This window comes from Mycolicibacterium lutetiense (genome assembly GCF_017876775.1).
Classification (GTDB): domain Bacteria; phylum Actinomycetota; class Actinomycetes; order Mycobacteriales; family Mycobacteriaceae; genus Mycobacterium; species Mycobacterium lutetiense.
Map to the genome: position 1 here is coordinate 1,527,545 of NZ_JAGIOP010000001.1, position 26,369 is coordinate 1,553,913.

Here is a 26,369-nt window from a genome sequence, read left to right on the forward strand (position 1 = left end):
CCTGCGTGCGGTGCTCTGGGATATGGACGGCACGCTCGTCGACTCCGAAAAGTTGTGGGACATCGCCATGCACGCGCTGTATGCGCGGATGGGTGCAGTGCTCACGCCAGAGGTGCGGGAATCGACGGTCGGCGGTTCGTCCGAGACGGTCATGCGCATCGTCTACGACGATCTCGGGCTGGAGCCCGATCCGGCCGCCATGGCCGAATCGGCGGACTGGCTGCACGACTACACCGGTGAGCTGTTTGAACAGGGACTGCCGTGGCAGCCCGGTGCTCAGGAGATGCTCGACGGTCTCACCGCCGCCGGGGTTCCGATGGCGCTGGTGACCAACACCCGGCGCGATCTGGCTGAGCGGGCGTTGAACAGCATTGGCCGCCACTACTTTTCGGTGACCGTCTGCGGCGACGAGGTTCCGAGTGGCAAGCCGGCGCCCGACCCGTACCTGCGGGCCGCGCACCTGCTCGGGGTGCCTGCAGAGCATTGCCTGGCCGTCGAGGATTCGGTCACCGGGACGGCATCCGCCGAGGCCGCGGGCTGCCCGGTGTTGGTGGTGCCCAACGATGTCGAGGTTCCCGTGGGCGCGCGGCGCAGGCACGTCGAAACGCTCGGTGCGCTCGATGTCTCCGACCTGCGGACGATCCACGCCGAGCTGGCGGAGGACAGGGACGTACGCAGCGCCTGACGCGCGTCGAATCCAGCTGCCGGATATGGCCCTACCTGCGGGTCCGCTGTGCCAAGGTGATGGTTACTGGCCACCCAATGTGCGGAGGGGACACGGTATGTCACACGGTCCGGCAGGTGACGGCACTCGTGCGGTTCACGACGACTATTACTCGTCCGGGCGCAGCGCCGCGCGCATCGCGGGAGTGGCTGCCCTTGGCGGGTTGTTGTTCGGCTACGACAGCGCGGTGATCAACGGTGCGGTGGACGCGATCCAGAAGCACTTCGTCATCGACAACAAGGTCCTGGGTTTCGCGGTCGCCTCGGCGTTGCTCGGTGCGGCCGTCGGTGCGCTGACGGCAGGCCGGATCGCCGACCGGATCGGTCGGATCGCGGTCATGAAGATCGCCGCGGTGTTGTTCTTCATCAGCGCGATCGGCACCGGGCTGGCTCCCAGCGTGTGGGTGGTGGTGTTCTTCCGCATCGTCGGCGGTATCGGCGTCGGTATCGCTTCGGTGATCGCCCCGGCGTACATCGCCGAAACGTCGCCGCCAAGGATCCGCGGCCGTTTGGGCTCGCTGCAACAGTTGGCGATTGTCTCGGGTATTTTCCTGGCACTCAGCATCGATGCGCTGCTGGCCCATATCGCCGGGGACGCCACCCAGGAACTGTGGCTGGGTTTGGAGGCCTGGCGGTGGATGTTCCTGTTGATGACGATTCCCGCCGTCGTGTACGGACTGCTGACCTTCACGATTCCCGAATCGCCCCGGTATCTTGTTGCCACACACCGGATTCCGGAGGCCCGCAAGGTGCTCTCGCGCCTGCTGGGGGAGAAGAACCTGGAGATCACCCTGGGTCGGATCCAGGACACCCTGCAGCAGGAGAAACCGGCGGCCTGGCGCGATCTGCGTAAACCTACTGGTGGTGTCTTCGGCATCGTCTGGGTGGGCCTGGGTCTGTCGGTGTTTCAGCAGTTCGTCGGGATCAACGTGATCTTCTACTACTCGAATGTGTTGTGGCAGGCCGTCGGATTCGACGAGAGCTCGTCGTTCATCATCACCGTGATCACCTCTGTCACCAACATCGTCACCACGTTGATCGCGATCGCGTTGATCGACAAGGTCGGCCGCAAGCCGCTGCTGCTGATCGGCTCGGTCGGGATGGCGGTGACCCTGGGCACGATGGCGGTGATCTTCGGAACTGCCAAGACACACGACGTGCTCAACGCGTCGACCGGCCTGATCGAGCAGCAACCTTTCCTCGGCGGGATCACCGGACCGATCGCTCTGGTGGCGGCCAATCTGTTCGTGGTGGCCTTCGGCATGTCCTGGGGTCCGGTGGTGTGGGTGCTGCTCGGTGAGATGTTCCCCAACCGCATCCGGGCCGCGGCCCTGGGTTTGGCCGCGGCTGGGCAGTGGGCAGCCAACTGGATCATCACCGTGTCGTTCCCGGAACTGCGCAACGTCCTGGGCGCGGCGTACGGCTTCTATGCCGTCTGCGCAGTGCTGTCGTTCCTGTTCGTGTGGCGCTGGGTCGAGGAGACCAAGGGCAAGAACCTCGAGGACATGCACGCCGACGCATTGAGCGCCTAGCGGTAAGCCGGCGGGTCTCCGCCGGGCGGCAGCAGGGGAGGCTCGTAATCGTCGATGTACGGCGCACAACCGATGCTGCGGGCGATCTCGAACGCGGCTTCGATCAGCTTGTCGGGCGAGACGGCCCGGTGGGCCGCATAAACCTCGCAGTGCCCGGCGACCACCCAGATGCTGGACAGGTGCTCCTGCACCAGGGCGAATTCGTCGGGGTCGGCTCGGTGCGCCTCATATGTCCCGTGCTCGGCTGCCGCGCCGTAGCGCAACTCCTCGATCTCGGCGGCGAAGTCTTCCACCGGGTGGATCGACACGGTCAGAATCGGGGCCGAGGCCACGTCGGCGCCCCAGGACGCAGACAGGCAGTCGATCGGCCGGATCGGGTTGGCGAGGCGATTGTTCTGAACCAGGCCGTCCACGGTCAGGTGTTTGGCCAGGATCTCGCGGATCGCCGTGACCCGGGAGGTGTAGGTCCGCAGCTCTTCGCCGACTGGTTCGCTCACTCCTCTATTGCACCCCACAAATCCACCCCTGCCGAGCATGAAACAATTCATACCTGTGAAGACTTTCGAGGCCCTGTTCGCCGAACTCAGCGACAAAGCGCGCACCAGACCTGCCGGTAGCGGCACGGTCGCCGCCCTTGACGCCGGCATCCATGGGCTCGGCAAGAAGATCCTGGAAGAGGCCGGCGAGGTGTGGCTGGCCGCCGAGCACGAGAGCGACGAGTCGCTCGCCGAAGAGGTCAGCCAGTTGCTGTACTGGACGCAGGTGCTGCTGATCTCCCGGGGCCTGACCCTCGACGACGTCTACCGGAAGTTGTGAGCCGTGGCCGATCAGATGCTCCGTGTCGCGGTGCCCAACAAGGGCTCGCTCAGTGAAGCGGCCGGCGAGATCCTCTCCGAGGCAGGGTACCGACGTCGGCGTGACCCCAAGGATCTGACCGTCGTCGATCCGGCCAACAATGTCGAGTTCTTCTTTCTGCGGCCCAAGGACATCGCCATCTACGTGGGTTCGGGTCAGCTCGACCTGGGCATCACCGGACGGGACCTGGCCGCCGATTCCGATGCTCCGGTGCGGGAGCGCCTGTCGCTGGGCTTCGGTAACTCCACCTTCCGTTACGCCGCGCCTGCCGGTCGCGACTGGACCACCCAGGATCTGGCGGGCAAGCGGATCGCCACCTCGTTTCCGAATCTGGTTCGCAAAGACCTCGCATCCCACGGCATCGAGGCATCGGTGATCCGACTGGACGGTGCGGTCGAGATCTCGATTCAGCTCGGGGTCGCCGACGTGATCGCCGACGTGGTCGGCTCGGGCCGAACCCTTGGGCTGCACGACCTGGTGGCATTCGGTGCGCCGCTGTGTGACTCGGAGGCCGTGCTGATCGAACGCGACGGTGCCGAGGGCGATGGCAATGCGGCCGCGCGCGATCAGCTGACGGCGCGCGTGCAGGGTGTGGTGTTCGGCCAGCAGTACCTGATGCTGGATTACGACTGCCCGCGTGCGGTTTTGGACAGGGCCACCGAGGTGACGCCGGGGCTGGAGTCGCCGACCATCGCGCCGCTGGCAGATCCGGATTGGGTGGCCGTCCGGGCTCTGGTGCCGCGCCGCGATGTCAACGCCATCATGGATGAGATCGCCGCGATCGGCGCCAAAGCGATACTGGCATCGGATATTCGGTTCTGCCGTTTCTGATCACCGCGTGCTGCGCCTGCATGCGTGTTAGCGTCCGGGGGACAATTCCATGCCTCGGAGGTTGCCATGACGCATTTCCTGGTTCTGTTGTTGGCCCTGCTGATCGGCGTGGTGGCCGGATTGCGGGCTTTCGCTGCGCCTGCCGCAGTGGCCTGGGCCGCAGCATTGAGCTGGATCAACCTCGACGGCACATGGGCCGAGTGGTTGGCCCATCCGATCGTTGTCACCGTGCTGACCATCCTGGCTGTGGTGGAGTTGGTCACCGATCAGTTGCCGCAGACGCCGAGCCGTAAGACCCCGGTGCAGTTCATCGCCCGCCTGCTCACCGGCGCGTTCGCCGGTGCGGTGATCGGCACCGCGTGGGGTTACACCTTCGGCGGCCTGGGTGCCGGTCTGGTCGGTGCCGTGATCGGCACCCTGGGCGGTTATGAGGCCCGCAAGCGTCTGGTCGCGGCCAATGGAGGCCACGACCTGCCGATCGCCTTGGTGGAGGACGCAGTTGCGCTGCTCGGCGCTTTTGCGATCGCCGCTCTGACCGCAGTCGTGTAGTCCCATGGCGCCCGCGCGCAGTTTCGACGCAATAATCATCGGCGCGGGTCAGGCCGGGCCACCGTTGGCGGGCCGGTTGACCGCGGCGGGGCAGACCGTTGCGGTGATCGAACGCAAGCTCGTCGGCGGCACCTGTGTCAACTACGGGTGCATCCCCACCAAGACCCTGGTAGCCAGTGCACATGCCGCACATCTCGCGCGGCGCAGCGCCGATTTCGGTGTCGGCACAGGCGAAATCGACATCGACATGGGCAAGGTCAAGGCCCGCAAGGATGCGATCATGCTGGCCGACCGCCACGGGGTGGAGGATTGGCTCGAAGCGATGGACGGAGCGGTGCTCATCTGTGGGCATGCCCGTTTCGTCGATCCGCACACGGTCGACGTCGACGGTGAGCTGTTGCGGGCAGATCGCATCTTTCTCAATGTCGGTGGCCGCGCGGTGGTTCCAGATTTCCCCGGGTTGGACGGCATCGACTACCTGACGAACGTCGGCATCCTTGACCTCGACGAGGTACCCGAGCACCTGGTGATCGTGGGCGGCAGCTACATCGCCCTGGAGTTCGCGCAGATGTACCGCCGATTCGGCGCCCGGGTCACGGTTATCGAGAAGGGGCCGCGGCTGACCTCCCGTGAGGACGAGGACGTCTCGGCCACCATCGCCGAGATCCTGCGGGCCGAGGGGATCGACGTGGTGCTGGGCGCCACCGGGATTCGGTTTGCCAAGCGGGACGGTGGTTTCGAGGTGACACCCCGTGACGGAGCGGACCCGATCGCGGGGACGCACCTGCTGCTCGCGGTGGGACGCATCCCGAACACCGATGATCTCGGGTTGGAGCACGCCGGCGTGGACCTCGACGGACGCGGTTACGTCGTGGTCGACGATCAGTTGCGCACCACCACCGGGCACATCTGGGCGATGGGGGACTGCAACGGCAAGGGTGCGTTCACCCACACGTCCTACAACGACTTCGAGATCGTCGCCGCCAACCTGCTCGACGATGATCCGCGTCGCGTGAGCGACCGGGTCACCACCTATGCGCTCTATATCGATCCGCCGCTGGGCCGGGCCGGGATGACGGTCGACCAGGTGCGGGCGTCGGGTCGAAAAGCGTTGGTGGGCAAGCGTCCCATGACCAGGGTCGGCCGTGCGGTGGAGAAAGGCGAGACCCAGGGCTTCATGAAGGTGGTGGTGGATGCCGAGACCGAGGAGATCCTGGGGGTGGCGATCCTCGGCGTCGGCGGCGACGAGGTGGTGCATTCCGTCCTCGACGTCATGACGGCGAAACTGCCCTACACCGCCATCTCGCGCACGATGCACATCCACCCCACCGTCAGCGAGCTGGTGCCCACCATGCTGCAGGAGCTGAAGCCGCTGGACTGAACGTGCGGCCGATATTGAGCTGACGCGTCACCAGCGCGACCCGATGCCCGAGGTGGTGGCAGGTCTGGACGTCTGCCGGGTGCACCTGATCGGGCCCGGCATCGACGTCGGTGGCGGCCGCAGCGCCGAGCCAGAAACCGAGTCGGTTGAGATCGTGCTCGCTGCTTGCCGAACTGTTCCAGCCGGCCCCCAAACCCAGGTTCACCCAGTGCATGTGGTGTTGGGCGGCGAAGATCGCCAACGAGTTCAACGTGGCCAGCTTGTCTCCGCTCTTGGCTCCGGAGTTGGTGAACCCGGCCGCCACCTTGTCCCGCCACCTGCCTTCCATGCACCGCCGGCCGGTTTTTTCGGCGAAGGCCTGAAAACCCGCCGACACGTTGCCCATGTAGGTGGGGCTGCCGAAGATCATGGCGTCGACGTTGTCCAGGACATCGAAATCGTGCTCGGTCATGGTCTCGACGTGGATGACGGTGACATCTGCTCCGGCGTCACCGGCGCCTGCGGCGACCGCGTCGGCCAGGGTCGACGTGTGACCGAATCCGGAGTGGTAGACCACCGCAACGGTGGGTGCGGCGATGTCAGTTCCGTTGTGTGGCACCTTCGTCTCCTTCTATGGGGTCCACTGGGCGCCGAGTGATTGAGCGACTTCCTGGTAGCGCTGGGCCCAGTCGGGCAGCGGCTGCCCGCCGAGGTGCGCCTCCAGTCGGTCCAGGTAGGCGTGGGTGCCGGGGTGGAATCCCTGACCGTCGGAGGCCGTCAGGCCGCGGTGGATGAACCTCAGCAGGGTCCCGTCGCCGTCGGGGGTGAGTTCGTAGCGCACGACACCGGGTTCGGGAGCGGACAGGACGGCCTGGCTCCACTCGTGCTCGAAAACCCTTGGCGGGTCCCACACCCGGATCCGTCCGCTCATCGTCTTCTGCTGCGGTGGAATCGGGGGGGAATGCGGAATCAGCTCGATCGTGCCGCCCTCGCGGGCGTCGATGGTCGTTTCGCCCATCCACTGATTGCGCTGTTCGGGATCGGTGATGGCGGCCCATACCGCGTCGACCGAATAGGGCAGCCGTCGCTCGAAATTCAGTGTGGCCCGATCGCCCTCAATGGTGAGTTTGCCTTCGCGGCTGGTCATTTCGTCTCCTTGTGGGTCGCTTTGAGATGACGCTCCAGGGCGTCGAGGTGCTCGGACCAGTAGCGTCGGTACCGTTCGATCCACTCGTCGATCTGGACCAGGCCATCGGCGCGCAGCGCGTAGATCCGGCGCTGTGCGTCGGGTCGTACTTCGACCAGTCCGACTTCCCGCAGCACCCGTAGATGCCGCGACACGGTGGGCTGGGTCAGCTCCGGCAGGGTGGCCACCAACTCGCCGGCGGTGCGTTCACCATCGACGAGGGCGTCGAGCAGGGCCCGCCTGCTCGGTTCGGCGACTGCCTCGAACACATCCATGCATCGAGTATTACACTACGTCTATATAGACGCAAGACGATATAGATGCGGCGCGAGCCTTGCGGCCATGCCTCGTCGGACTAAAGTGGACGGGGGTCGGGTACTCGCTTTGAGCGATGACCGGAAATGGGGTGACATCCCTGTGAAGAATCTTGCGAAAATAACTGCCGGACTTGGTGCGGTGGCGGTGCCGATCGGGATCGCGACTGCCGGAGCCGGGTCGGCATCGGCCGATCCGGGGCTGTGTGTGAATGGCCCGTATGGCTACGCGCAGGCCTGCGTGGACGTTCCCGGCTGGTACAACGGCTGGTATGACGGACCGCGGTGGCGCGGTGGCTGGGACGACGACCAGGGCGAGGACGATTAGCCGCAGGATCGGATCGCGGCGCGCAGCATGCGAAGCTGACCGATCTCGGCAGCGTTCTTCGTCAGCTCGACGTTCAACCACAACGCCATGTCGGCCAGCGACCGGGCCAGTCGATCTCGGAGTGCGGCGCTGGGGGCCGGCCGTCGACGTGGGCCAGGGCGGTCGACCACCAGAGAATCATGTGCCAGGTGAGCCAGCCGATGGTCGGCACCGGAATCGGGTCGGGCTCGATGTCAGCGAAGTCCGCCCACCACCGACCAGACGCGTCCTCGTGCACCGTCCACACCAGCCGGCCGGGCGCCCACAGGTGATCCTCGTCTGACAGCGCCGACAGGTGCAGGTCGGTCAGCGCCCAGGCCAGGTCGAACTGACGGCGCAGCTCGGCGATCACGGCGCCCGCATCACCAGCAGGGTCTGCGCGGAGGTGCCGATAAACCCTTGACGGTCAAAGATTTCCGCCGTCGTCGCACCGATACCGTCCGGGCCGATCGAGCCGCGGGCGCGCACCGCGAAGTCCGAGCCCTCCGGAAGCCGGTGCAGATGCACCGAGGTGTCGGTGTTCATGAAGATGAACTTCTCCGGATCCAGCGCCGCGCCAATGCCATTGGCCGAATCCACCACCAACGCCAGGCGTTGCAGGCCCGTCGTCTCCTCATCGTCGACCACTGGAGTCAACGGGCTCATCCACGCCACCGCCGCCTCGCCGTCGGCGGTACGCTGCCGCCGCCACGACACACTCTCCAGGTAGCCCGGCGCACCTTCCCAGTTGTGAGCCACCTCGTCGGCCTCGCCCTCCACCAACGGTGAAAAGCGGTCGGTGACCACGTCACTGGTGTCGCTGGGGGCCAACAGCCACGCCGTCACCCGGGCCACTGCGCGCCAGCTGCCGTCGGGCCGGGCCGCCTCCATCTCCGAAGCGACCATCGAGATGCGTGACCCCGGCCGGTCCACCCAGGCCCGAACCCGCACCGGTGCAACCGGAATGGCGCCCAGGATGTCGAGCGTCAACCGTCCCACCCGCAGGCCGGAGCCTGCGGTCAACTCCTCGATCGCCTTGGTCAGCAGTGCCAGCGGCGGCGAGCCGTGCTGAATCGCCGGATCCCAGTTACTGCGGGTGTCGGCGGTGGATTCGAACAACTGGTACTCGCCATCGGCACCGAGCCGACGGTAATGACACCCGATCATGCAGCTCCCGATTCTGGCCACCCCGGATACGGCGGCGGGGTGCCGCCGAACGCCGGACACACACTTTGATGCGCGCACCACGAGCACAGGCGCGACGGGTTGGGCCGGAAGTCGCCCGTGGCCCCGGCCACCTGGATGGCCTTCCAGATCGCCATCAGCGTGCGCTCGAACCGCAACAGCTCGTCGAGCTCGGGGGAGTAGTCGAGCACCTGGCCATCGGCCAGATACAACAGCCGGAGCCGCGACGGCATCACCCCACGCGAGCGCAGCAACGCCACGGCGTAGAACTTCATCTGGAACATCGCCTTGAACTCGGCCTGGGCCCACGCCTCGGACGGGGCCTTGCCGGTCTTGTAATCGACGACGCGCAACGCTCCCGACGGTGCCACATCGATCCGGTCGACGAATCCGCGCAACAGCGTGCCGTCGGCCAGCTCCACCTCGAGGCGGTGTTCGCAGGACTGCGGATCGAACCGGGTCGGGTCCTCCAGGCGGTAGTACCCCGACAGCAGGGCCCTGGCCTCGGCCAGCAACGTGGCCGGATGCTCGGTATCGGCCAGCTCGGGCTCGGCGGCCACAACCTGCTCCCAGGCCGGCTCCACCAGATTCAGCGCGGTGTCATGCACCCGCTCGGCCGCGGGCAGCCCGTAGAGCTGCTCCAACGCGGCGTGAACCAGGGACCCGCGCAGCTGGGCGGTGGAGCGCGGCTCGGGGAGTCGGTCGATGGCGCGGAACCGGTAGAGCAGCGGGCACTGCTTGAAATCGCCGGCCCGCGACGGCGACAGCGCCGGGCGGCGCGGCGTCGGGGCCGGTTCCTCACTCACACCCGTAAGCCTAGGACCGGGCTCCGACAAGGTTGCAGAACCCCGGGCAGCCGGCCCGGTACGGGTACTGGCAGGCTGGACATCCGTGGCAGGGAAGAGACCGACCGGACCGTTCGCCGTGGGCGACCGCGTGCAACTCACCGACGCCAAGGGCCGGCGCTACACGATGGTGCTCAATCCCGGCGGGGAGTTCCACACCCATCGCGGCATCATCGCCTTCGACAACGTGATCGGGTTGCCCGAAGGCAGTGTGGTCAAATCGACCAACGGCGACCAGTTCCTGGTGCTGCGACCGCTGCTGGTCGACTATGTGATGTCGATGCCGCGTGGTGCGCAGGTCATCTATCCCAAAGACGCCGCGCAGATCGTCCACGAGGGTGACATCTTCCCGGGCGCCCGCGTGTTGGAGGCCGGTGCCGGATCCGGCGCCCTGACCTGCTCGCTGCTGCGGGCGGTCGGCTCCGAGGGCCGGGTGACGTCGTACGAGATCCGTGACGACCACGCCCCGACCGCCGAGCGCAACGTCATCACGTTCTTCGGTGAGCGCCCCGAGAACTGGGACCTGGTGATCGCCGACCTCGCCGACTACGACGGCCCGGAACAGGATCGGGTGGTCCTGGACATGCTGGCGCCCTGGGAGGTGCTGCCCGCCGTCTCCAGGGCGCTGGTCGCCGGTGGTGTGCTGATGGTCTACGTCGCGACCGTCACCCAGCTGTCGCGGGTTGTGGAGGCGCTTCGCGAGCAGCAGTGCTGGACCGAGCCGCGGTCCTGGGAGAGCATGCAGCGCGGCTGGCACGTGGTGGGTCTGGCGGTGCGTCCGGAACACAACATGCGCGGCCACACGGCGTTTCTCGTCAGCGCGCGCAAATTGGCGCCGGGCGCGGTGGCGCCGGTCCCGCTGCGCAAGAAACGTCATCTCACCGCCGGGCCCGAGTCGGGCGCCTGACCTGACGGCTCAGTCGTCGCTGCGGTGTAGGCCCCGCCGGGTGGACAGCAGTTCCAGTTCGGGACGGCCTGCGACCATTCGTTCGGCGGCATCGAGCACCTCGACCACGTGGTGACGGTCGGCGGCGACGAGCGCGACGCCGATGCCGGCGCGGCGGTGCAGATCGTGGGTACCGGTTTCGGCCGCCGATACAGCGAGCTTGCGGTGTAGCTCGGCGATCACCGGCCGGATGACCGAGCGCTTCTGTTTGAGCGAGTGCACGTCACCGAGCAGCAGGTCGAACTCCAGCCAACCGATCCACATACCCGGGTCAGCGGGGCGGGGTCGGGGCGGGCGGCGTCGATGCTTCGGTGCCGGCACCCATCACCAGCAGTAGGTCGGCGGTGCGTCTGGTCAGCTGCCAGCCGTCGCCGTGCGGGGTGAATTCCATCGGGAAGCTGAATTCGCGCGCCGAATCCTCACCGCCCGCGGTGACCTTGACGGTCGCCACCACGTTGGCCGGGTCGGTTTGCGAGAAGGCCAGATCGGTGGCCTCGAAGATCATGGGGGTGAAGCCGTTGTCGGCCAGCGCGCGGCCGAACTTGTCCAGCGCCTCGGCGTCAGCGGCCGTGCCCTGTTCCACCAGGACGACCTTGTCGGCGCCGGGGACGTTGACGTCGGCCAGCCGGTCCAGCACGCCGGTCAGTGCTTCGGGGGCAGGCAGCGGCGCGGTGGGCAACGCCTCCGGCGCGGTCGTGGACAGCGCGCTGGTTCTCGGGTGCGACGTCGTGGCCGGTTGGTCGCCGCTACTGCACCCACAGACCCCAAGTGCCGCCACGATCGTGGCGGCACCCAGGACTGCGATACGGCTGCGGTTCAATGACCTACTCAGCCGACAGAGGACAGCAGGTTCAAGGCCGATCCCTTGGAGATCTGCCAGCCGGTGGGGCTCGGGCCCGCCACGAACTGGATGTTCTGGGTGGCGGTGCCGCCGGTGTTCGAGGTCGCGGTGACGTCGGCGTACGCCACGCCGCCCTGGTCCTCGATGTTCGCGATGTCGAAGCTCAGCGGGAACTTCCCTTCCGCGGCGGCCTTGCTGTACGCGCGGTCCGCGGCGATGCTCTCGATACGACCGATGCCACCCTGGATGTAGGGGGCCTTGCTGCTGAAAGAGCCGCCACTGGCGAGCGCCTGCAGGGTCTGCACCAGCGGCGACGCCAGCTCCGGTGCCGGGGTGGCCGGCAGCGGCGCGCCGAACACGACCGGCTGGATCGCCGGGGTGGCCGACATGCCGCTGGATGCAATAGAAGTCACACCCGCCGCTGCTCCGCCCACCACGGCGGCGGCAGCAGCTGCGGTGATAAAGCCGGTAACGAGGGTTTTCGAGGCCACGACTGTCCTTTCGATCGGACCAATTGAATTAAGAGGCTAACAGTGGTGCTGGTGTGTCTCGTTCCTAGAGCGCACACAATGGCTGAATCGCCGGTAGCGTTGAAGTTGTTACTGCACCAACTTACGGTGCGGGAGGGAGCGCAATATGAGTGAGTCGGAGCGTTCGGACGGCCATGCCGAGAGTTTCTCGGCCGGCCAGTCGCAACCCATGTCCAGCGATGAGGCCGCCGAGCTGGAATCGCTGCGTCGTGAGGCTGCGGTTCTGCGTGAGCAACTGGAAAATGCGGTAGGGCCCCAGAGCGGATTGCGTAGTGCCCGTGACGTCCACCAGCTTGAGGCGCGCATCGACTCGCTCGCGTCGCGTAACGCGAAGCTCATGGACACCCTCAAAGAGGCCCGTCAGCAGCTGCTCGCCCTGCGCGAGGAGGTGGACCGGCTGGGCCAGCCGCCCAGCGGCTACGGCGTGCTGCTCGGCACCCACGAGGACGACACCGTCGACGTGTTCACCTCGGGACGCAAGATGCGGCTCACCTGCTCGCCGAACATCGAGACCGCCTCGCTCAAGCAGGGCCAGACCGTGCGGCTCAACGAGGCACTCACCGTGGTCGAGGCCGGCCACTTCGAGGCCGTCGGCGAGATCAGCACGTTGCGGGAAATCCTGGCCGACGGCCACCGTGCGCTCGTCGTCGGGCATGCCGATGAGGAACGCATCGTCTGGCTGGCCGAGCCCCTGATCGCCGCCGAGGATCTGCCCGAGGATTCCGAGGCCGCATTCGACGACGACCGGCCGCGCAAACTGCGCCCCGGCGATTCCCTGCTGGTCGACACCAAGGCCGGATATGCCTTCGAGCGCATCCCCAAGGCCGAGGTCGAGGACTTGGTGCTCGAAGAGGTGCCCGACGTCAGCTACAACGACATCGGTGGACTGGGCCGGCAGATCGAGCAGATCCGCGATGCCGTGGAGCTGCCCTTCCTGCACAAGGAGCTCTACCGCGAGTACTCGCTGCGGCCGCCCAAGGGTGTGCTGCTCTATGGCCCGCCCGGTTGCGGTAAGACCCTGATCGCCAAGGCCGTGGCGAACTCGCTGGCCAAGAAGATGGCCGAGGTTCGTGGCGACGACGCCCGCGAGGCGAAGAGCTACTTCCTCAACATCAAGGGTCCCGAGCTGCTGAACAAGTTCGTCGGTGAGACCGAGCGTCACATCCGGCTGATCTTCCAGCGCGCCCGCGAGAAGGCCTCTGAGGGCACCCCGGTGATCGTCTTCTTCGACGAGATGGACTCGATCTTCCGCACCCGCGGTACCGGAGTCAGCTCCGATGTCGAGACAACCGTTGTGCCGCAGCTGCTTTCGGAGATCGACGGCGTGGAGGGGCTGGAGAACGTCATCGTGATCGGCGCCTCCAACCGCGAGGACATGATCGATCCGGCGATCCTGCGACCCGGCCGCCTGGACGTCAAGATCAAGATCGAGCGGCCCGATGCCGAGTCGGCACAGGACATCTTCTCCAAGTACCTGACCGAGCAACTCCCGGTGCACGAGGACGATCTCAGCGAGTTCGGCGGCGACCGGACTCTGACGATCAAGACCATGATCGAGAAGGTCGTGGACCGGATGTACGCCGAGATCGACGACAACAGGTTCCTGGAGGTCACCTACGCCAACGGTGACAAGGAAGTCATGTACTTCAAGGACTTCAACTCTGGCGCCATGATCCAGAACGTCGTCGACCGGGCCAAGAAGAACGCGATCAAGGCAGTGCTGGAGACCGGGCAGAGGGGTCTGCGCATCCAGCACCTGCTCGACTCGATCGTCGATGAGTTCGCCGAGAACGAGGACCTGCCCAACACCACCAATCCCGATGACTGGGCCCGGATCTCGGGCAAGAAGGGTGAGCGGATCGTCTACATCCGCACGCTCGTCACCGGCAAGAGCTCGAGTGCGAGCCGGGCCATTGATACCGAGTCGAACCTGGGGCAGTACCTGTAGTCGGGATCGGCTGGTCGTAATCGGCCCCACCAGGTCGGCGTCGGTGGCAGCATGGTGCTGTGACCACACCGGCGCTGTCCTGGGACGTGGTGGCCGTCGACAAACCCGACGACCTCAACGTCGTCATCGGGCAGGCGCACTTCATCAAGACAGTGGACGATCTGCACGAGGCCTTGGTGGGTGTCAGCCCGTCGTTGCGGTTCGGGCTGGCATTCTGCGAGGCATCCGGTCCACGGCTGGTGCGCCGCAGCGGTAATGATCCCGATCTGGTCGAGTTGGCGGTGCGCAACGCGCTGGCCATTGCCGCCGGGCACACGTTCGTGATCTTCCTGCGGGAGGGGTTCCCGGTGAACGTCCTCAACCCGATCAAGGCGGTTCCGGAGGTCTGCTCGCTCTTTTGCGCCACTGCCAATCCGGTCGATGTCCTGGTGGCCGTCACCCCGCGCGGTCGCGGCATCGCGGGCGTGATCGACGGGGAGCCGCCGCTGGGCGTCGAATCTGACGGCGACGTAGCAGCCCGACGGGATCTGTTGCGCGCGATCGGCTACAAGCTCTGACGGGTCAGGATTCAGCCGTCCGGGTGCGGTAACGGTCGCGCGCCACCAACGTGAGCCGTAGATCGTCGAGCAGTGGGTCGAGGAACCGGGTGCGCTGCTCGGCGTCGGACACTGCCCGGGCGCTGAGGTACATGAACGTCAATGCCGCCAGGAACATGGTGGTCTGGATCAGAGCTTCGGGTACGGGGAACGTCATTCCCAGCAGCTGGCCGTCGGGTGATCCGTTGTGGGTCCAGGCGGCCAGGAGTTCGGGACTGAGCACGATCAATCCCAGTACGAAGAAGATCAGCGCGGTCACGACCGCGACGGTGAGCACCTGGACGATCTGCGAGAGCACGAGTGCAAACACCACATTGAGCCGTTCCGGCTTCGACAGGCCTACCCGCCGCGGCCGGTCGGGCATGTCGGCGAACGGCGTGCCCGCCAGCCGCCGGGCGTCCTCGGGTTCCTTGGCGTCGGGCCGCAGAATAGGCCGCACCCGCTCCAGCGTGCTGGACACGAGGAACACCGTGGCGACCGCGAACAGGAAGAGCAGAGCCAGCCAGAGTCGGGCCCGGCTCAGCGTGGACGCCATCAACCAGACGTAGGTGTTGAAGAACACCAGCACGGTCAGGAGTACCACGGGCAGCGCCCGGACGAACAGGCTGCCGACCGATGTGAGGTTCGAGATCGTCACCTGCGCGGCGAAACTCAGGATCGATCCGATTCCCGTTGCGGTGCAAACCAATACAGCTGCAATGACCGACAGTTCGATGATCAGGTTCACGCCTTCCCGTGCGGTCAGTCCGCCGCAGAATCCGCTCGCCACGATCATCAGGCAGGCCACCGTCGACGCCGCGGTAGCCGCCCGCAGGGTCGGGAGTAGGGACACCGCCCACCCGACCAGGGCGGCGGCCGGGAGCACCAGCAGCAGGACCGCCAGCACGAACCACTCGGTACGGGTCGGGGTGCCGTCGATGTCGATGGTGTGCTTGCCGGTCAGGGTGACCACCAGCACCGAACTCAGCATCACCCACGCGTAGGCGGCAAGGGCCGGCGCCGACCGCGCCCATACCGACCGGACCAGCGCCCCCGGCCGCAACACCGCGGGCAGCCCGTTGGCCAGGAACCAGCGCTCGGCCTCGATGCGATCAGGGAGTCGCGAACTCGCCACGGTTACTCACCGCCACAACCGGGATAGTGGTCATTGCGACTACTGCACCAAGCAATCACCGGTTCGGCAAGCACCCGGGTGGTGACCGGTGCAACGTGTCGCGGCGCACTGCGGGGGGCTGCGCCGACGGCCTCAGCGTCGCTCGAGCTCGAGATAGGCGTCACGCCCGGCCAGGCTGACCGCGACATCGGCGATCAGCGGGTCGAAGAGCCTCTCGCGGTACAACGGATCGACGCTCGTGCTCATGGTGAAGTAAAGGCCGGAGAGCACCGCCACGAACAACGACATGTGCACCACTGTCTGGGGAATCGGGATCGCGATGCCGAACCAGGTTCCGGCGCAGGGCGGGGCGCCGGTCTGGCAGGCCGCCTCTGCCGACCACAGCACGATGACGTCGTCAGGGATGGCAATGATGCCCAACGCCAGGAAGAACGCGAACAGCCCGGTGGTGAACAACACCACCTGGATCGCCTGGGATACCACCATCACCGCCACACGCCGCATGTCGGCCACGGCGGTCATTGTGCTCGATCTCGACGTAGCTGAGGTGATTTCGGACCGGCTGACGTGTCGCTACGGATCGCGTGGTGTTGCCCGTGCTGCCACGTGGCGGCCAACCCAGAGACAACGGCTGCGGGGCGAACCTCCGAGCCTATTCGACTCGAAAATACACTGGGGCGACACCGGCAATTATTAAATTTCGATTGGAATTTCTCACCCGGATTATTCGTTGCGGGTCTTTCCCGGGATGTGCTCGGTTCGATTGTTCGGGTGACCAGGCGAGGAGTGCGGACGACACGCCGAGGCGGTACCGCTGCACCAATGTAACGATTGGATAACGACGCAAATTCCTTTCTGAGATTGAAGAATGGTGAAGTTAGTGCAGGTCAACAGCTATCTCTGTGAACGGATCTGCGCGCCTGGGGCGGTAGCGGCGCTTGATCCCGACAGGGCGGTGTGCTTACGTCGAGGCACCGATGACATGAAACTGACGATGATCGCTGAGAAGTTCGGTGGTGACTTTTAACTCGATATGCGTGTTTTAGAAAGCGTTCCCGGGCGCCATTCCCGGGAAGAATTCCTGCGCCAACCACGGGGTACCGATGCGATTGGCATCCGTGACCTCGCGGAAGCTACCGGGGTGCTGGATGTGAATTCCACTTACGCCTATCTGCTGCTGGCAACCGATTTTGCTGCCACGTCAATCGTGGCTGAACGTGACGGTGACCTGCACGGATTCATCACTGGTTACCACCCGCCGCCGCGACCGGATGTCCTGTTCGTGTGGCAGGTCGCCGTGGCGCCGTCGGCGCAGGGCGGGGGACTGGCCAGCACGATGCTCGACGCGCTCGTACACCGGGTGCGGTCGCAGCGCGACGGAGGTCCGATCACCGTGGAGGCCACGGTCGCTCCGGGCAACACCGCATCGCGCGCATTCTTCGGTGCCTTCGCGCGCCGTCACGGCGTCGCGCTTGTCGAAGACCCGCACTTCGGGTGTGACCTGCTGGATGCAGGCGGAGCACACGAGGATGAGCCGATCCTGCGGATGGGGCCGATCGCCACACCGCTTTCTCGCTGAAATCAGTTATCTGATAACCATTTTGATCCACATTGGAAGGATTTTCCCTTGCTGCTGGCTACCACAGCGCCCCTGACCGAATCTGACTTGCCCGACGTCTTCAGCTCGGTCGAATCCGAGGTCCGAAGTTATTGCCGCAGCTGGCCTGCGGTGATGGACACCGCCAGTGGCTCCTGGGTGACCGATACCTCGGGACGCGCCTACATTGACTTCTTTGCCGGGGCGGGGGCGCTGAACTACGGTCACAACAACCCCGTGCTCAAGGAGCCGTTGCTCCAGTACCTCGCCTCCGACGGGATCGTGCACTCTCTCGACATGGCGACCACGGCCAAGCAGCGGTTCCTGGAGAGCTTCGAACGGCTCATCCTGCGGCCGCGCGGGCTCGATTACAAGGTGCAATTCCCCGGACCGACCGGTGCTAACTCGGTGGAGTCGGCACTCAAGCTGGCCAGGAAGGTGACCGGTCGCGAGTCGATCATCAGCTTCACCAACGCATTTCACGGCATGACCCTGGGCGCGTTGTCGGTCACCGGCAACTCGATGAAGCGGGCCGGCGCAGGCATCCCGCTGGTGCACGCCACCCCGATGCCCTACGACAACTACTTCGGCGGGGTCACCGAGGACTTCCACTGGTTCGAGCGCGTGCTCGATGATTCGGGCAGCGGGCTCAACCGGCCCGCCGCGGTGATCGTCGAAACCGTCCAGGGTGAAGGTGGTCTCAACGTCGCACGGATCGAATGGCTGCGTGCCCTGGCCGAGTTGTGCCGCAAGCGGGACATCCTGCTGATCGTCGATGACGTCCAGATGGGATGTGGCCGCACCGGGCCGTTCTTCAGCTTCGAGGCCGCAGGCATCGTGCCCGATATCGTCACGATATCGAAGTCGGTCAGCGGCTACGGGCTGCCGATGGCGCTCACGTTGTTCCGCCGCGATCTCGACGTGTGGACGCCGGGGGAGCACAACGGCACGTTCCGCGGCCACAACCCCGCATTCATCACCGCCACGGCGGCACTTGAGACGTATTGGGAAAACGACGAATTCAGCGCCGAAACCGTCGCCAAGGGCGAGCTGACCCGGGCCCGGCTGGAAGAGATCGCCGCGGCCCACGACGGAGTGACCGCCCGCGGCCGCGGGATGGCGCAGGGCATCAAGTTCGACCAGACGGACCTGGCCGGGCAGGTGTGCCGGGCCGCGTTCGACCGTGGTGCGCTGATAGAGACCAGCGGGCCGTCCGACGAAGTGGTGAAACTGCTGCCGCCGCTGACCACTTCGGCCGCCGACCTGTTCGAGGGTCTGGACATCCTCGCCGAGTCCGTCGCCGTCACGCTGGCCTGAGGGAGGTTGAAACATGATCGTGCGCACCACAGCTGACATCACCGGAACCGACCGCGATGTGGCCGACGGCACCTGGCGATCCAAGCGGATCATCCTGGCCGGTGACGGTGTCGGATTCTCGTTCCACGAGACGACCATCGAAGCCGGTTCGGTCAACGAATTCCACTACCAGCATCACGTCGAGGCGGTCTGGGTGATCGAGGGCACCGGCGTGCTGACGGATCTGGAGACGGGGCAGCAGTATCCGCTGGCCGACGGAACCATGTATCTGCTCAACAACAATGACCGCCACCGGGTGACCTGCGATGAGCAGCTGCGCATGCTGTGCGTGTTCAACCCTCCGGTGACCGGGCGGGAAGTGCACGACGAGAACGGCGTGTACCCGGCGCCCCAATCGGTGGCATGACGGCAGTTCAGCGAGAAGCCGAAGGCCGTGCGCGCATCCGTCTGCCCAGCGAGGAACCGACTGATCACTACCCGACACGGCTCGACCACGCTATCGAGCCGGTACCGCGCTATGAGCCTGCGGTGTGGGGTGGCGTAGCCGACGGTCCGCTCAGTCAGCTTCACCTGGACGGCTTCTCCGAATACGGGTACCTGGTGGCACCGGACACCGTGTCAGACGACTGGCTGCCGCTGTTGCGGCACGAAATGGACCGGGTTGCAGCCGATCTGGACCCCGACGACCCTCGGGTGATCCGAGAGCCGGGTGGCACGATCCGTTCGATCTTCGAACCGCATCTGCTCAGCGACCTGGTCGCGCAGCTGGTTCGGCTCGACACGGTGTTGCCGATCGCGCGGCAGCTGCTGGGCGGCGACGTCTACGTCCATCAGGCCAGGATCAACCTCATGCCCGGGTTTACCGGGACCGGTTTCTACTGGCATTCGGACTTCGAGACCTGGCACGCCGAGGACGGGATGCCGGCGATCCGCGCGGTGTCGTGTTCGATAGCCCTGACCGACAACTACCCGTACAACGGGTCGCTCATGGTCATCCCTGGATCGCACCAGACGTTCTATCCGTGTGTCGGTGCGACGCCCGCAGACAACCACGACACCTCACTGGTGGCCCAGAACGTCGGCGTGCCCGATCAGACGACGTTGACCAAGGTCGTCGACCAGCACGACATCCATCAGTTCACCGGGCCGCCCGGCACCGCGCTGTGGTTCGACGCGAACCTGCTGCACGGCTCGGGGTCCAACATCACACCGCTGCCGCGCTCGAACGTCTTCCTGGTGTTCAACTCGGTGCACAACGCCCTGACCGACCCGTTCGCCGCGGACCGCCCACGGCCCGAATACCTGGCGGCCCGGGGCGTGCAGGCCGTCGCCTAGGCTGGCCCCATGCAACGGATCATCGGTACAGAGGTCGAATACGGCATCTCCTCGCCATCCGATCCGACCGCGAATCCGATCCTGACCTCGACGCAGGCAGTGCTGGCGTACGCGGCAGCCGCCGGGATTCAGCGGGGCAAGCGCACCCGGTGGGACTACGAAGTCGAATCGCCGTTGCGCGATGCTCGCGGATTCGACCTGTCCCGCGCCTCCGGGCCGGCCCCGATCGTCGATGCCGACGAGGTCGGCGCGGCCAACATGATCCTCACCAACGGCGCCCGGTTGTATGTGGACCACGCCCACCCGGAGTACGCGGCGCCCGAGTGCACCGATCCCATGGACGCGGTGATCTGGGACAAGGCCGGTGAGCGCGTCATGGAGGCCGCCGCCCGCCACGTCGCCAGCGTGCCCGGGGCGGTCAAGCTGCAGCTCTACAAGAACAACGTGGACGGCAAGGGCGCCTCGTACGGAACACACGAGAACTACCTGATGAGCCGGCAGACCCCGTTTTCCGCGGTGATCGCGGGGTTCACCCCGTTCCTGGTGTCACGGCAGGTGGTGACCGGCTCGGGTCGCGTCGGCATCGGGCCCTCGGGTGACGATCCCGGTTTCCAGCTGTCCCAGCGCGCCGACTACATCGAGGTCGAGGTCGGCCTGGAGACCACGCTCAAGCGCGGCATCATCAACACCCGCGACGAGCCGCACGCCGACGCCGACAAATACCGCCGGCTGCACGTCATCATCGGTGACGCCAACCTGGCCGAGACGTCGACCTACCTCAAGGTCGGCACCAGCTCCCTGGTGCTCGACCTGATCGAGGAGGGTCCCCAGTTCGGGCTCGACCTGTCCGATCTCGCGCTGGCCCGCCCGGTGCACGCGGTGCACGTGATCAGTCGCGATCCGTCGCTGCGGGCCACCGTCGCGCTGGCCGACGGCCGTGAGATGACCGCCCTGGCACTGCAACGGGTCTACCTGGACCGGGTGGCCAAACTGGTCGACAGCCGGGATCCGGACCCGCGGGCCGCGCACGTCGTCGAGACCTGGGCCCACGTGCTGGACCTGCTCGAACGCGACCCGATGGAATGCGCCGAAATCCTGGACTGGCCGGCCAAGCTGCGGTTGCTGGAGGGGTTCCGTCAGCGCGAGAACCTCGGCTGGCAGGCGCCGCGGTTGCACCTGGTCGATCTGCAGTACTCCGACGTTCGGCTCGACAAGGGGCTGTACAACCGGTTGGTCGCTCGTGGCTCGATGAAGCGCCTGGTCACCGAACAGCAGGTGCTCGACGCCGTCGACAACCCTCCCACCGACACCCGCGCCTACTTCCGTGGCGAATGCCTGCGCCGATTCGGTTCCGACATCGCCGCGGCAAGCTGGGACTCGGTGATTTTCGACCTCGGCGGCGATTCGCTGGTCCGGATTCCCACGCTGGAGCCGTTGCGGGGCAGCAAAGCCCATGTCGGCGCCCTGCTGGACTCCGTGGACAGCGCCGCCGAACTCGTCGAACAACTCACGAACTGACCCTTTTCCGGCGGTGAGCTATCCCGGGCAATCGGGGTGGCGACCGGTACTGTGGAAGAACCGGTTGGGCGGTTAGCCCGGCCGATCACAATTGCAGGAGGCAGCGATGGCTCAAGAGCAGACCAAGCGTGGCGGTGGCGGCGGCGAGGACGACGACCTCCCGGGCGCATCCGCTGCCGGCCAGGAGCGTCGCGAGAAGCTGGCTGAGGAGACCGACGATCTGCTCGATGAGATCGACGATGTGCTGGAAGAGAACGCAGAAGATTTCGTGCGCGCGTACGTCCAAAAGGGCGGCCAGTGACCTGGTTCGAAAATCTGTCTCTGTCCCAACCCGCCCGCTCCGGAACTCCCGCTCCAGCCATGGACCTGTCGTCCTTCTCTGAACTGCTGCGTCGCCAGGCCCCCGAATTGCTGCCGGTCAACCGTGTCGCCGACGGAGGGGTCAACCCGACCAACGCGGTGCCGCACGGGACGACCATCGTCGCGATCAAGTACCCCGGCGGGGTGCTGATCGCCGGTGACCGCCGCGCCACCCAGGGCAACATGATCGCCGGGCGCGACGTGCAGAAGGTGCATATCGCCGACGAGCACACCGCCACCGGTATTGCGGGCACGGCCGCGATCGCGGTCGAGTTCGCCCGGCTCTATGCCGTGGAGCTGGAGCACTACGAGAAGGTCGAAGGCGTTCCGCTGACCTTCAAGGGCAAGGTGAACCGGTTGGCGACCATGGTGCGCGGCAATCTCGGTGCGGCCCTTCAGGGTTTCGTGGCGCTGCCATTGCTGGTGGGCTACGACATCGACGATGCCAACCCGGTCAACGCCGGGCGGATCGTGTCCTTCGACGCGGCCGGCGGCTGGAATCTCGAGGAAGAGGGCTACCAGTCGGTGGGCTCGGGCTCGATCTTCGCCAAGTCGTCGATCAAGAAGCTGTATCCCCAAGTGGCCGATGCTGATTCAGCGCTCAAGGTGGCCATCGAGTCGCTCTACGACGCCGCCGATGACGACTCCGCCACCGGCGGGCCGGATTTGGTGCGCGGCATCTTCCCGACCGCGGTGCTCCTCGGAGCCGATGGGGCCGAGGAAGTCACCGAGGAACGTATCGCCGATCTGGCTCGCGAGGTCATCGCGCGCCGGACCCGGACGGGTGGTGAGGGGTAAATGAGCTTCCCGTATTTCATCTCGCCTGAGCAGGCGATGCGTGAGCGCTCCGAACTGGCGCGCAAGGGCATCTCCCGCGGGCGCAGCGTGATCGCACTCGCCTACGACAGCGGCGTGCTGTTCGTCGCGGAGAACCCGTCGCGCTCCCTGCAGAAGGTCAGCGAGCTCTACGACCGGGTCGGCTTCGCCGCCGTAGGCCGGTTCAACGAGTTCGACAACCTGAGGCGCGGCGGCATCCAGTTCGCCGATACCCGCGGCTACGCCTACGACCGTCGGGACGTGACCGGTCGCCAGCTGGCCAACGTCTACGCACAGACGCTCGGCACGATCTTCACCGAGCAGGCCAAGCCCTACGAGGTCGAGCTGTGCGTGGCCGAAGTCGCGCACTACGGCGAGACGAAAGCCCCGGAGCTGTACCGGATCACCTATGACGGGTCGATCGCCGACGAGCCGCACTTCGTCGTGATGGGCGGCACCACGGAGCCGATCGCCACCGCGCTGGGGGAGTCCTACGCCGAGAACGCCGATCTGGCCGCTGCGGTCAAGATCGCGGTGGAGGCCCTGGGTGCGAGCAGCAACGGCTCCGAGCCACGCGCGCTGGGCCCGTCCACCCTCGAAGTGGCGGTCCTCGATGCCAACCGGCCTCGCCGTGCGTTCCGTCGGATCACCGGCGCTGCGCTGGAAGCGCTTCTGCCCGAAGCAGTTTCGGACAAGCCGGCCGATGAGAAGCCGTCGGAGAAGCCGAAGAAGTCAGAAAAGTAGGTTGACCACCGCTTCGGCCTCGGTGCCGTCGCGGTAGAGCCGCCACGTGAGGTTCGCCAACTCGTCGGGGTCGATCGTCGGCAGATCACCGGTGCCCGCCATCGCCCGATGGATGTCGCCCCGCTCGATCAGGCCGCTGATGGGCACCACGCTGCTGAGTCCGCCGGCGAACAACAATCCGCCGCCGCCGCGCCACCTGGCCGATGCGTTCATCGACGCGATCGAGGCCGACGGCGCCACGGGTTCCGACATCAGCGGACCGCATGCCCAAAAGGCGGTGGGTGCCTACCTGCAGGCGTTCGAACGCATCCTCGGCGCACCCGCCGGGTCACTGCACGACCCGGCGTCGTCAGCTCAGCGGGAACCGTAGCTTCGCGACGGCGGTCTGGTTCCAGATCTTGGCGCTGATCTCGTCGGGCCGCACGGCGTAGGCCGCTCCGCCGTTGTCGAGGACCGTCACCGCGACGCGGGACAGGACGTCATAGCCGGAATCGTCGTAGTGCAGCGCTCCGGTCGCGGCCTCGATCCGGCCCAGCACATCGACGGTGAAGTTGTACACCAGCGTGTCCACCGCCCCGGCCGTCGCGGCCCGGGTGATGTCGCCGAGATCGCTGGCCACCAGCCCCTTGCTGATGTCATTGCCCAACTCGTCGACCCAGGCGCTGGCCCGCTCGGCATTCAGGGCGGGCAACGACTCACGGATGGCGCCGTCGATCTGATCGGGCCGCAGCTGGTCTGCCGCGCCGGGCACCGCCACGATCTGGCGTTTGTGGTCGAGGCCGCGGTACATGTCGAGCAGCGGGCCGGTCGCAAACAGATACAGCGGCCGCGTCGACGACGGATCGAGCTGTCCCAGTTCGGCATCCACCGCATCGGCGACCCGCTTCGCGTACTGCTCGAGCAACACCTTCTTGCCCTCGTCACCGACCAGGCGCCGCACATGACCCCGGTCGCGCACCGTGGCACGGTTGGTCGCATCAGCCACGGCGACCGCGTACTCGCCGGTGAGATCCAACTCCTGGGCCCGCGTCCTCGCGGTCGCCTGCCACAGGTTCCAGCCGTCGGCGGACAGCGTCAGCGCGTAGGCCTCCTGCGGCGTGGTGACCGCCCGCACCAACTGGCCGATGTCGAAGCAGCTGCCCACCTGCAGCTGGCTGTCCAGGCCGTTGGGCAATACGTAGACCTCGTGGAAGTCATCGGCGATGAAGATGGCCACCGAACGGGACAGGCGCAGCCACAACTCCGATTCGGCGATCTCATTCCAGCGTGCCCGCAGCCGTTCCTCGACGGCATGCCGCGCGCCGGATTCGCGGATCGTGCGCAGTGCCCGGTCTACCGCGCTCTTCGCCGTCAGCACGCTCTTCTCCCGCTCATCCGGTCCCGGTGCGGTTTCCGCGTAGACCGTGATGGCGTGCTCGTGAGGCTCGCCAAGGCGGATCAGGTCGGCAACATCAGGCAGTTCGTAGCGGGTCATCACCACTCCTTTGTGCGACTGGCTCCAACCCTATGCCTGCGAGGGCCGCTGACCAGGGTCAAAAGTGCTAGATCGTCGGCGCCACGAACACGATGGACGAGCTTGCCCACCTTTACCGTCAGGCACCCCGTAAGCTCGATGGCGTGCAGCGACGAATCATGGGCATCGAGACGGAATTCGGTGTGACCTGCACGTTCCACGGCCATCGCCGGCTCAGTCCCGACGAGGTCGCCCGCTATTTGTTCCGGCGGGTGGTGTCGTGGGGCCGCAGTTCCAACGTGTTCCTTCGTAACGGCGCCCGGTTGTACCTGGATGTGGGCAGCCACCCGGAGTACGCGACCGCCGAGTGCGACAACCTGACCCAGCTGGTCACCCACGACCGCGCCGGCGAGCGCGTCCTGGAGGATCTGCTGATCGACGCCGAGCAGCGGCTCGCCGACGAGGGCATCGGCGGCGACATCTACCTGTTCAAGAACAACACCGATTCGGCGGGCAACTCCTACGGCTGCCACGAGAACTTCCTGATCGTGCGGGCCGGCGAATTCTCCCGGATCTCCGATGTGCTGCTGCCGTTCCTGGTCACCCGCCAGCTCATCTGCGGTGCGGGCAAGGTGTTGCAGACGCCGAAGGCCGCCACGTTCTGCTTGAGTCAGCGCGCCGAGCACATCTGGGAGGGCGTCTCCAGCGCCACGACCCGATCGCGCCCGATCATCAACACCCGCGACGAGCCGCACGCCGACGCCGAGAAGTACCGCCGGCTGCACGTCATCGTCGGCGACTCCAACATGTGCGAGACCACCACCATGCTCAAGGTGGGTAGTGCCTCGCTGGTGCTGGAGATGATCGAGGCCGGTGTCCCGTTCCGGGATTTCTCCCTGGACAACCCGATTCGGGCCATCCGCGAGGTCAGCCACGACCTGACCGGGCGGCGTCCGGTGCGGCTCGCCGGCGGCCGCCAGGCCAGCGCCCTGGACATCCAGCGCGAGTACTACAGCCGGGCCGTGGAGTACCTGCAGACTCGTGAACCGAGCACTCAGATCGAGCAGGTGGTCGATCTGTGGGGCCGCCAGCTCGACGCGGTCGAGAGCCAGGACTTCGCGAAGGTCGACACCGAGATCGACTGGGTGATCAAGCGCAAGTTGTTCCAGCGTTACCAGGATCGCTACAGCATGGAGCTGGCCGATCCGAAGATCAGCCAGCTCGACCTCGCCTACCACGACATCAAGCGCGGTCGTGGGGTATTCGACCTGCTGCAGCGCAAAGGCCTGGCCACCCGGATCACCACCGACGAGGAGATCGACGCCGCGGTCAACACCCCGCCGCAGACGACGCGGGCCAAGCTGCGCGGCGAGTTCATCAGCGCGGCACAGGAAGCCGGGCGGGACTTCACCGTGGACTGGGTGCATCTCAAGCTCAACGATCAGGCTCAGCGCACCGTGCTGTGCAAGGATCCGTTCCGGTCGGTCGACGAGCGGGTCAAGCGCCTGATCGCGAGCATGTAGCGCCG

General features: G+C 66.2%; 32 protein-coding genes and 2 pseudogenes. 20 read left to right on the forward strand and 14 right to left on the reverse strand.

Going from position 1 to position 26,369, the window contains the following annotated elements; genetic code table 11:
- The first annotated feature begins 1 nt into the window (after window position 1).
- Window positions 2–685, forward strand: coding sequence for an HAD family hydrolase (locus JOF57_RS07295; RefSeq protein ID WP_209915910.1), 684 nt, complete (start codon window positions 2–4; stop codon window positions 683–685).
- A 97-nt stretch (window positions 686–782) separates the two neighbouring features.
- Window positions 783–2,255: a sugar porter family MFS transporter gene (locus JOF57_RS07300; protein WP_209915318.1), complete on the forward strand. Its 1,473-nt coding sequence runs from the start codon at window positions 783–785 to the stop codon at window positions 2,253–2,255.
- On the opposite strand, the gene JOF57_RS07305 is transcribed toward JOF57_RS07300, so the two are convergent.
- Complete coding sequence (locus JOF57_RS07305; protein WP_209915320.1) at window positions 2,252–2,752, reverse strand: DUF7956 family protein; 501 nt, start codon at window positions 2,750–2,752, stop codon at window positions 2,252–2,254. The two genes, JOF57_RS07300 and JOF57_RS07305, sit on opposite strands and share 4 nt — an antisense overlap.
- A gap of 37 nt (window positions 2,753–2,789) precedes the next feature.
- Here JOF57_RS07305 and JOF57_RS07310 point away from each other — a divergent pair, with 37 nt between their 5' ends.
- The 4 genes from JOF57_RS07310 (at window position 2,790) to JOF57_RS07325 (ending at window position 5,871) form a co-directional block, all read left to right on the forward strand.
- Window positions 2,790–3,071 carry a phosphoribosyl-ATP diphosphatase gene (locus JOF57_RS07310; protein WP_209915322.1) on the forward strand — a complete coding sequence of 94 codons (282 nt, stop codon included), beginning with the start codon at window positions 2,790–2,792 and terminating at the stop codon, window positions 3,069–3,071.
- 15 nt (window positions 3,072–3,086) lie between these two features.
- The gene (gene hisG / locus JOF57_RS07315; protein ID WP_209915912.1) at window positions 3,087–3,941 is read left to right on the forward strand and encodes an ATP phosphoribosyltransferase; all 855 of its coding nucleotides are present in this window, start codon (window positions 3,087–3,089) and stop codon (window positions 3,939–3,941) included.
- 66 nt (window positions 3,942–4,007) lie between these two features.
- A complete protein-coding gene (locus tag JOF57_RS07320; protein WP_209915324.1) occupies window positions 4,008–4,490 on the forward strand; it encodes a DUF4126 family protein in 483 nt (160 codons plus the stop codon).
- A 4-nt stretch (window positions 4,491–4,494) separates the two neighbouring features.
- On the forward strand, window positions 4,495–5,871 hold the full coding sequence (locus JOF57_RS07325) for an FAD-containing oxidoreductase (RefSeq protein WP_209915326.1): 1,377 nt from the start codon (window positions 4,495–4,497) through the stop codon (window positions 5,869–5,871).
- Here the strand turns inward: JOF57_RS07325 and JOF57_RS07330 are convergent.
- The 3 genes from JOF57_RS07330 to JOF57_RS07340 are packed head-to-tail and all read right to left on the reverse strand — an operon-like array spanning window position 5,822 to window position 7,311.
- On the reverse strand, window positions 5,822–6,469 hold the full coding sequence (locus tag JOF57_RS07330; RefSeq protein WP_209915328.1) for a flavodoxin family protein: 648 nt from the start codon (window positions 6,467–6,469) through the stop codon (window positions 5,822–5,824). The genes JOF57_RS07325 and JOF57_RS07330 overlap by 50 nt on opposite strands.
- A 12-nt stretch (window positions 6,470–6,481) precedes the next feature.
- A complete protein-coding gene (locus tag JOF57_RS07335; RefSeq protein WP_209915330.1) occupies window positions 6,482–6,997 on the reverse strand; it encodes an SRPBCC family protein in 516 nt (171 codons plus the stop codon).
- On the reverse strand, window positions 6,994–7,311 hold the full coding sequence (locus tag JOF57_RS07340; protein ID WP_209915333.1) for an ArsR/SmtB family transcription factor: 318 nt from the start codon (window positions 7,309–7,311) through the stop codon (window positions 6,994–6,996). Before JOF57_RS07340 ends, JOF57_RS07335 begins: the two co-directional genes overlap by 4 nt.
- Before the next feature lie 142 nt (window positions 7,312–7,453).
- Here JOF57_RS07340 and JOF57_RS07345 point away from each other — a divergent pair, with 142 nt between their 5' ends.
- Entirely contained in the window at window positions 7,454–7,678 is a 225-nt protein-coding gene (locus tag JOF57_RS07345; RefSeq protein WP_234937743.1) for a hypothetical protein, read from the forward strand.
- Here JOF57_RS07345 and JOF57_RS07350 read toward each other — a convergent pair.
- The 3 genes and pseudogenes from JOF57_RS07350 to JOF57_RS07360 all read right to left on the reverse strand — a co-directional run bounded on the left by JOF57_RS07350 (window position 7,675) and on the right by JOF57_RS07360 (window position 9,687).
- Window positions 7,675–8,069, reverse strand: a pseudogene (locus JOF57_RS07350) (DinB family protein). The gene JOF57_RS07345 and the pseudogene JOF57_RS07350 overlap by 4 nt on opposite strands.
- Complete coding sequence (locus JOF57_RS07355; protein WP_209915335.1) at window positions 8,066–8,863, reverse strand: thioesterase family protein; 798 nt, start codon at window positions 8,861–8,863, stop codon at window positions 8,066–8,068. The pseudogene JOF57_RS07350 and the gene JOF57_RS07355 overlap by 4 nt, the downstream one beginning before the upstream one ends.
- On the reverse strand, window positions 8,860–9,687 hold the full coding sequence (locus tag JOF57_RS07360; protein ID WP_209915337.1) for a RecB family exonuclease: 828 nt from the start codon (window positions 9,685–9,687) through the stop codon (window positions 8,860–8,862). The genes JOF57_RS07355 and JOF57_RS07360 overlap by 4 nt, the downstream gene beginning before the upstream one ends.
- Before the next feature lie 85 nt (window positions 9,688–9,772).
- Here JOF57_RS07360 and JOF57_RS07365 point away from each other — a divergent pair, with 85 nt between their 5' ends.
- Window positions 9,773–10,633 carry a tRNA (adenine-N1)-methyltransferase gene (locus JOF57_RS07365; RefSeq protein WP_209915339.1) on the forward strand — a complete coding sequence of 287 codons (861 nt, stop codon included), beginning with the start codon at window positions 9,773–9,775 and terminating at the stop codon, window positions 10,631–10,633.
- Window positions 10,634–10,642: 9 nt separating this feature from the next.
- On the opposite strand, the gene JOF57_RS07370 is transcribed toward JOF57_RS07365, so the two are convergent.
- The 3 genes from JOF57_RS07370 to JOF57_RS07380 are packed head-to-tail and all read right to left on the reverse strand — an operon-like array spanning window position 10,643 to window position 12,004.
- On the reverse strand, window positions 10,643–10,936 hold the full coding sequence (locus tag JOF57_RS07370) for a DUF503 domain-containing protein (RefSeq protein ID WP_209915340.1): 294 nt from the start codon (window positions 10,934–10,936) through the stop codon (window positions 10,643–10,645).
- Window positions 10,937–10,943: 7 nt separating this feature from the next.
- Window positions 10,944–11,492, reverse strand: a complete 549-nt coding sequence (locus tag JOF57_RS07375) for a lipoprotein LppK (protein ID WP_209915342.1) — start codon at window positions 11,490–11,492, stop codon at window positions 10,944–10,946.
- An 8-nt stretch (window positions 11,493–11,500) separates the two neighbouring features.
- A complete protein-coding gene (locus tag JOF57_RS07380; RefSeq protein ID WP_209915344.1) occupies window positions 11,501–12,004 on the reverse strand; it encodes an MTB12 family secreted protein in 504 nt (167 codons plus the stop codon).
- A gap of 145 nt (window positions 12,005–12,149) precedes the next feature.
- Between JOF57_RS07380 and arc the strand changes: the two genes are divergently transcribed.
- Together arc and JOF57_RS07390 are read left to right on the forward strand one after the other, a co-directional pair.
- The gene (arc, locus tag JOF57_RS07385) at window positions 12,150–13,991 is read left to right on the forward strand and encodes a proteasome ATPase (RefSeq protein WP_209915346.1); all 1,842 of its coding nucleotides are present in this window, start codon (window positions 12,150–12,152) and stop codon (window positions 13,989–13,991) included.
- A gap of 59 nt (window positions 13,992–14,050) precedes the next feature.
- On the forward strand, window positions 14,051–14,548 hold the full coding sequence (locus JOF57_RS07390) for an adenosine-specific kinase (protein WP_209915348.1): 498 nt from the start codon (window positions 14,051–14,053) through the stop codon (window positions 14,546–14,548).
- A gap of 4 nt (window positions 14,549–14,552) precedes the next feature.
- Here the strand turns inward: JOF57_RS07390 and JOF57_RS07395 are convergent, their stop codons facing one another.
- Window positions 14,553–15,701 carry a hypothetical protein gene (locus tag JOF57_RS07395; RefSeq protein WP_209915350.1) on the reverse strand — a complete coding sequence of 383 codons (1,149 nt, stop codon included), beginning with the start codon at window positions 15,699–15,701 and terminating at the stop codon, window positions 14,553–14,555.
- Window positions 15,702–15,833: 132 nt separating this feature from the next.
- Window positions 15,834–16,196 (reverse strand): annotated as a pseudogene (locus tag JOF57_RS07400) (hypothetical protein); the annotation flags it as partial.
- A 538-nt stretch (window positions 16,197–16,734) separates the two neighbouring features.
- On the opposite strand from JOF57_RS07400, the gene ectA reads away from it, so the two are divergent.
- From ectA to prcA, 8 genes are all read left to right on the forward strand, one after another.
- Window positions 16,735–17,280 carry a diaminobutyrate acetyltransferase gene (gene ectA / locus JOF57_RS07405; RefSeq protein ID WP_209915352.1) on the forward strand — a complete coding sequence of 182 codons (546 nt, stop codon included), beginning with the start codon at window positions 16,735–16,737 and terminating at the stop codon, window positions 17,278–17,280.
- Window positions 17,281–17,328: 48 nt separating this feature from the next.
- A complete protein-coding gene (gene ectB / locus JOF57_RS07410) occupies window positions 17,329–18,615 on the forward strand; it encodes a diaminobutyrate--2-oxoglutarate transaminase (protein ID WP_209915354.1) in 1,287 nt (428 codons plus the stop codon).
- Between the two features lie 13 nt (window positions 18,616–18,628).
- A complete protein-coding gene (locus JOF57_RS07415) occupies window positions 18,629–19,021 on the forward strand; it encodes an ectoine synthase (protein ID WP_209915356.1) in 393 nt (130 codons plus the stop codon).
- Entirely contained in the window at window positions 19,018–19,950 is a 933-nt protein-coding gene (gene thpD / locus JOF57_RS07420) for an ectoine hydroxylase (RefSeq protein ID WP_234937744.1), read from the forward strand. The genes JOF57_RS07415 and thpD overlap by 4 nt, the downstream gene beginning before the upstream one ends.
- Before the next feature lie 9 nt (window positions 19,951–19,959).
- On the forward strand, window positions 19,960–21,468 hold the full coding sequence (dop, locus tag JOF57_RS07425) for a depupylase/deamidase Dop (protein WP_209915358.1): 1,509 nt from the start codon (window positions 19,960–19,962) through the stop codon (window positions 21,466–21,468).
- 106 nt (window positions 21,469–21,574) lie between these two features.
- Entirely contained in the window at window positions 21,575–21,769 is a 195-nt protein-coding gene (locus tag JOF57_RS07430) for a ubiquitin-like protein Pup (RefSeq protein WP_003880265.1), read from the forward strand.
- Window positions 21,766–22,626, forward strand: coding sequence for a proteasome subunit beta (prcB, locus tag JOF57_RS07435; RefSeq protein WP_407666544.1), 861 nt, complete (start codon window positions 21,766–21,768; stop codon window positions 22,624–22,626). The genes JOF57_RS07430 and prcB overlap by 4 nt, the downstream gene beginning before the upstream one ends.
- Window positions 22,627–23,388: a proteasome subunit alpha gene (prcA, locus tag JOF57_RS07440; protein ID WP_209915360.1), complete on the forward strand. Its 762-nt coding sequence runs from the start codon at window positions 22,627–22,629 to the stop codon at window positions 23,386–23,388.
- Here the strand turns inward: prcA and JOF57_RS07445 are convergent.
- Window positions 23,377–23,535, reverse strand: a complete 159-nt coding sequence (locus JOF57_RS07445) for a hypothetical protein (RefSeq protein WP_209915362.1) — start codon at window positions 23,533–23,535, stop codon at window positions 23,377–23,379. The two genes, prcA and JOF57_RS07445, sit on opposite strands and share 12 nt — an antisense overlap.
- On the opposite strand from JOF57_RS07445, the gene JOF57_RS07450 reads away from it, so the two are divergent.
- On the forward strand, window positions 23,528–23,758 hold the full coding sequence (locus JOF57_RS07450) for a hypothetical protein (protein ID WP_209915363.1): 231 nt from the start codon (window positions 23,528–23,530) through the stop codon (window positions 23,756–23,758). The genes JOF57_RS07445 and JOF57_RS07450 overlap by 8 nt on opposite strands.
- On the opposite strand, the gene JOF57_RS07455 is transcribed toward JOF57_RS07450, so the two are convergent.
- Window positions 23,738–24,862, reverse strand: a complete 1,125-nt coding sequence (locus JOF57_RS07455) for a baeRF11 domain-containing protein (protein WP_209915365.1) — start codon at window positions 24,860–24,862, stop codon at window positions 23,738–23,740. The genes JOF57_RS07450 and JOF57_RS07455 overlap by 21 nt on opposite strands.
- A gap of 143 nt (window positions 24,863–25,005) precedes the next feature.
- Between JOF57_RS07455 and pafA the strand changes: the two genes are divergently transcribed.
- The gene (pafA, locus tag JOF57_RS07460) at window positions 25,006–26,364 is read left to right on the forward strand and encodes a Pup--protein ligase (protein WP_209915367.1); all 1,359 of its coding nucleotides are present in this window, start codon (window positions 25,006–25,008) and stop codon (window positions 26,362–26,364) included.
- Window positions 26,365–26,369 lie beyond the last annotated feature (5 nt).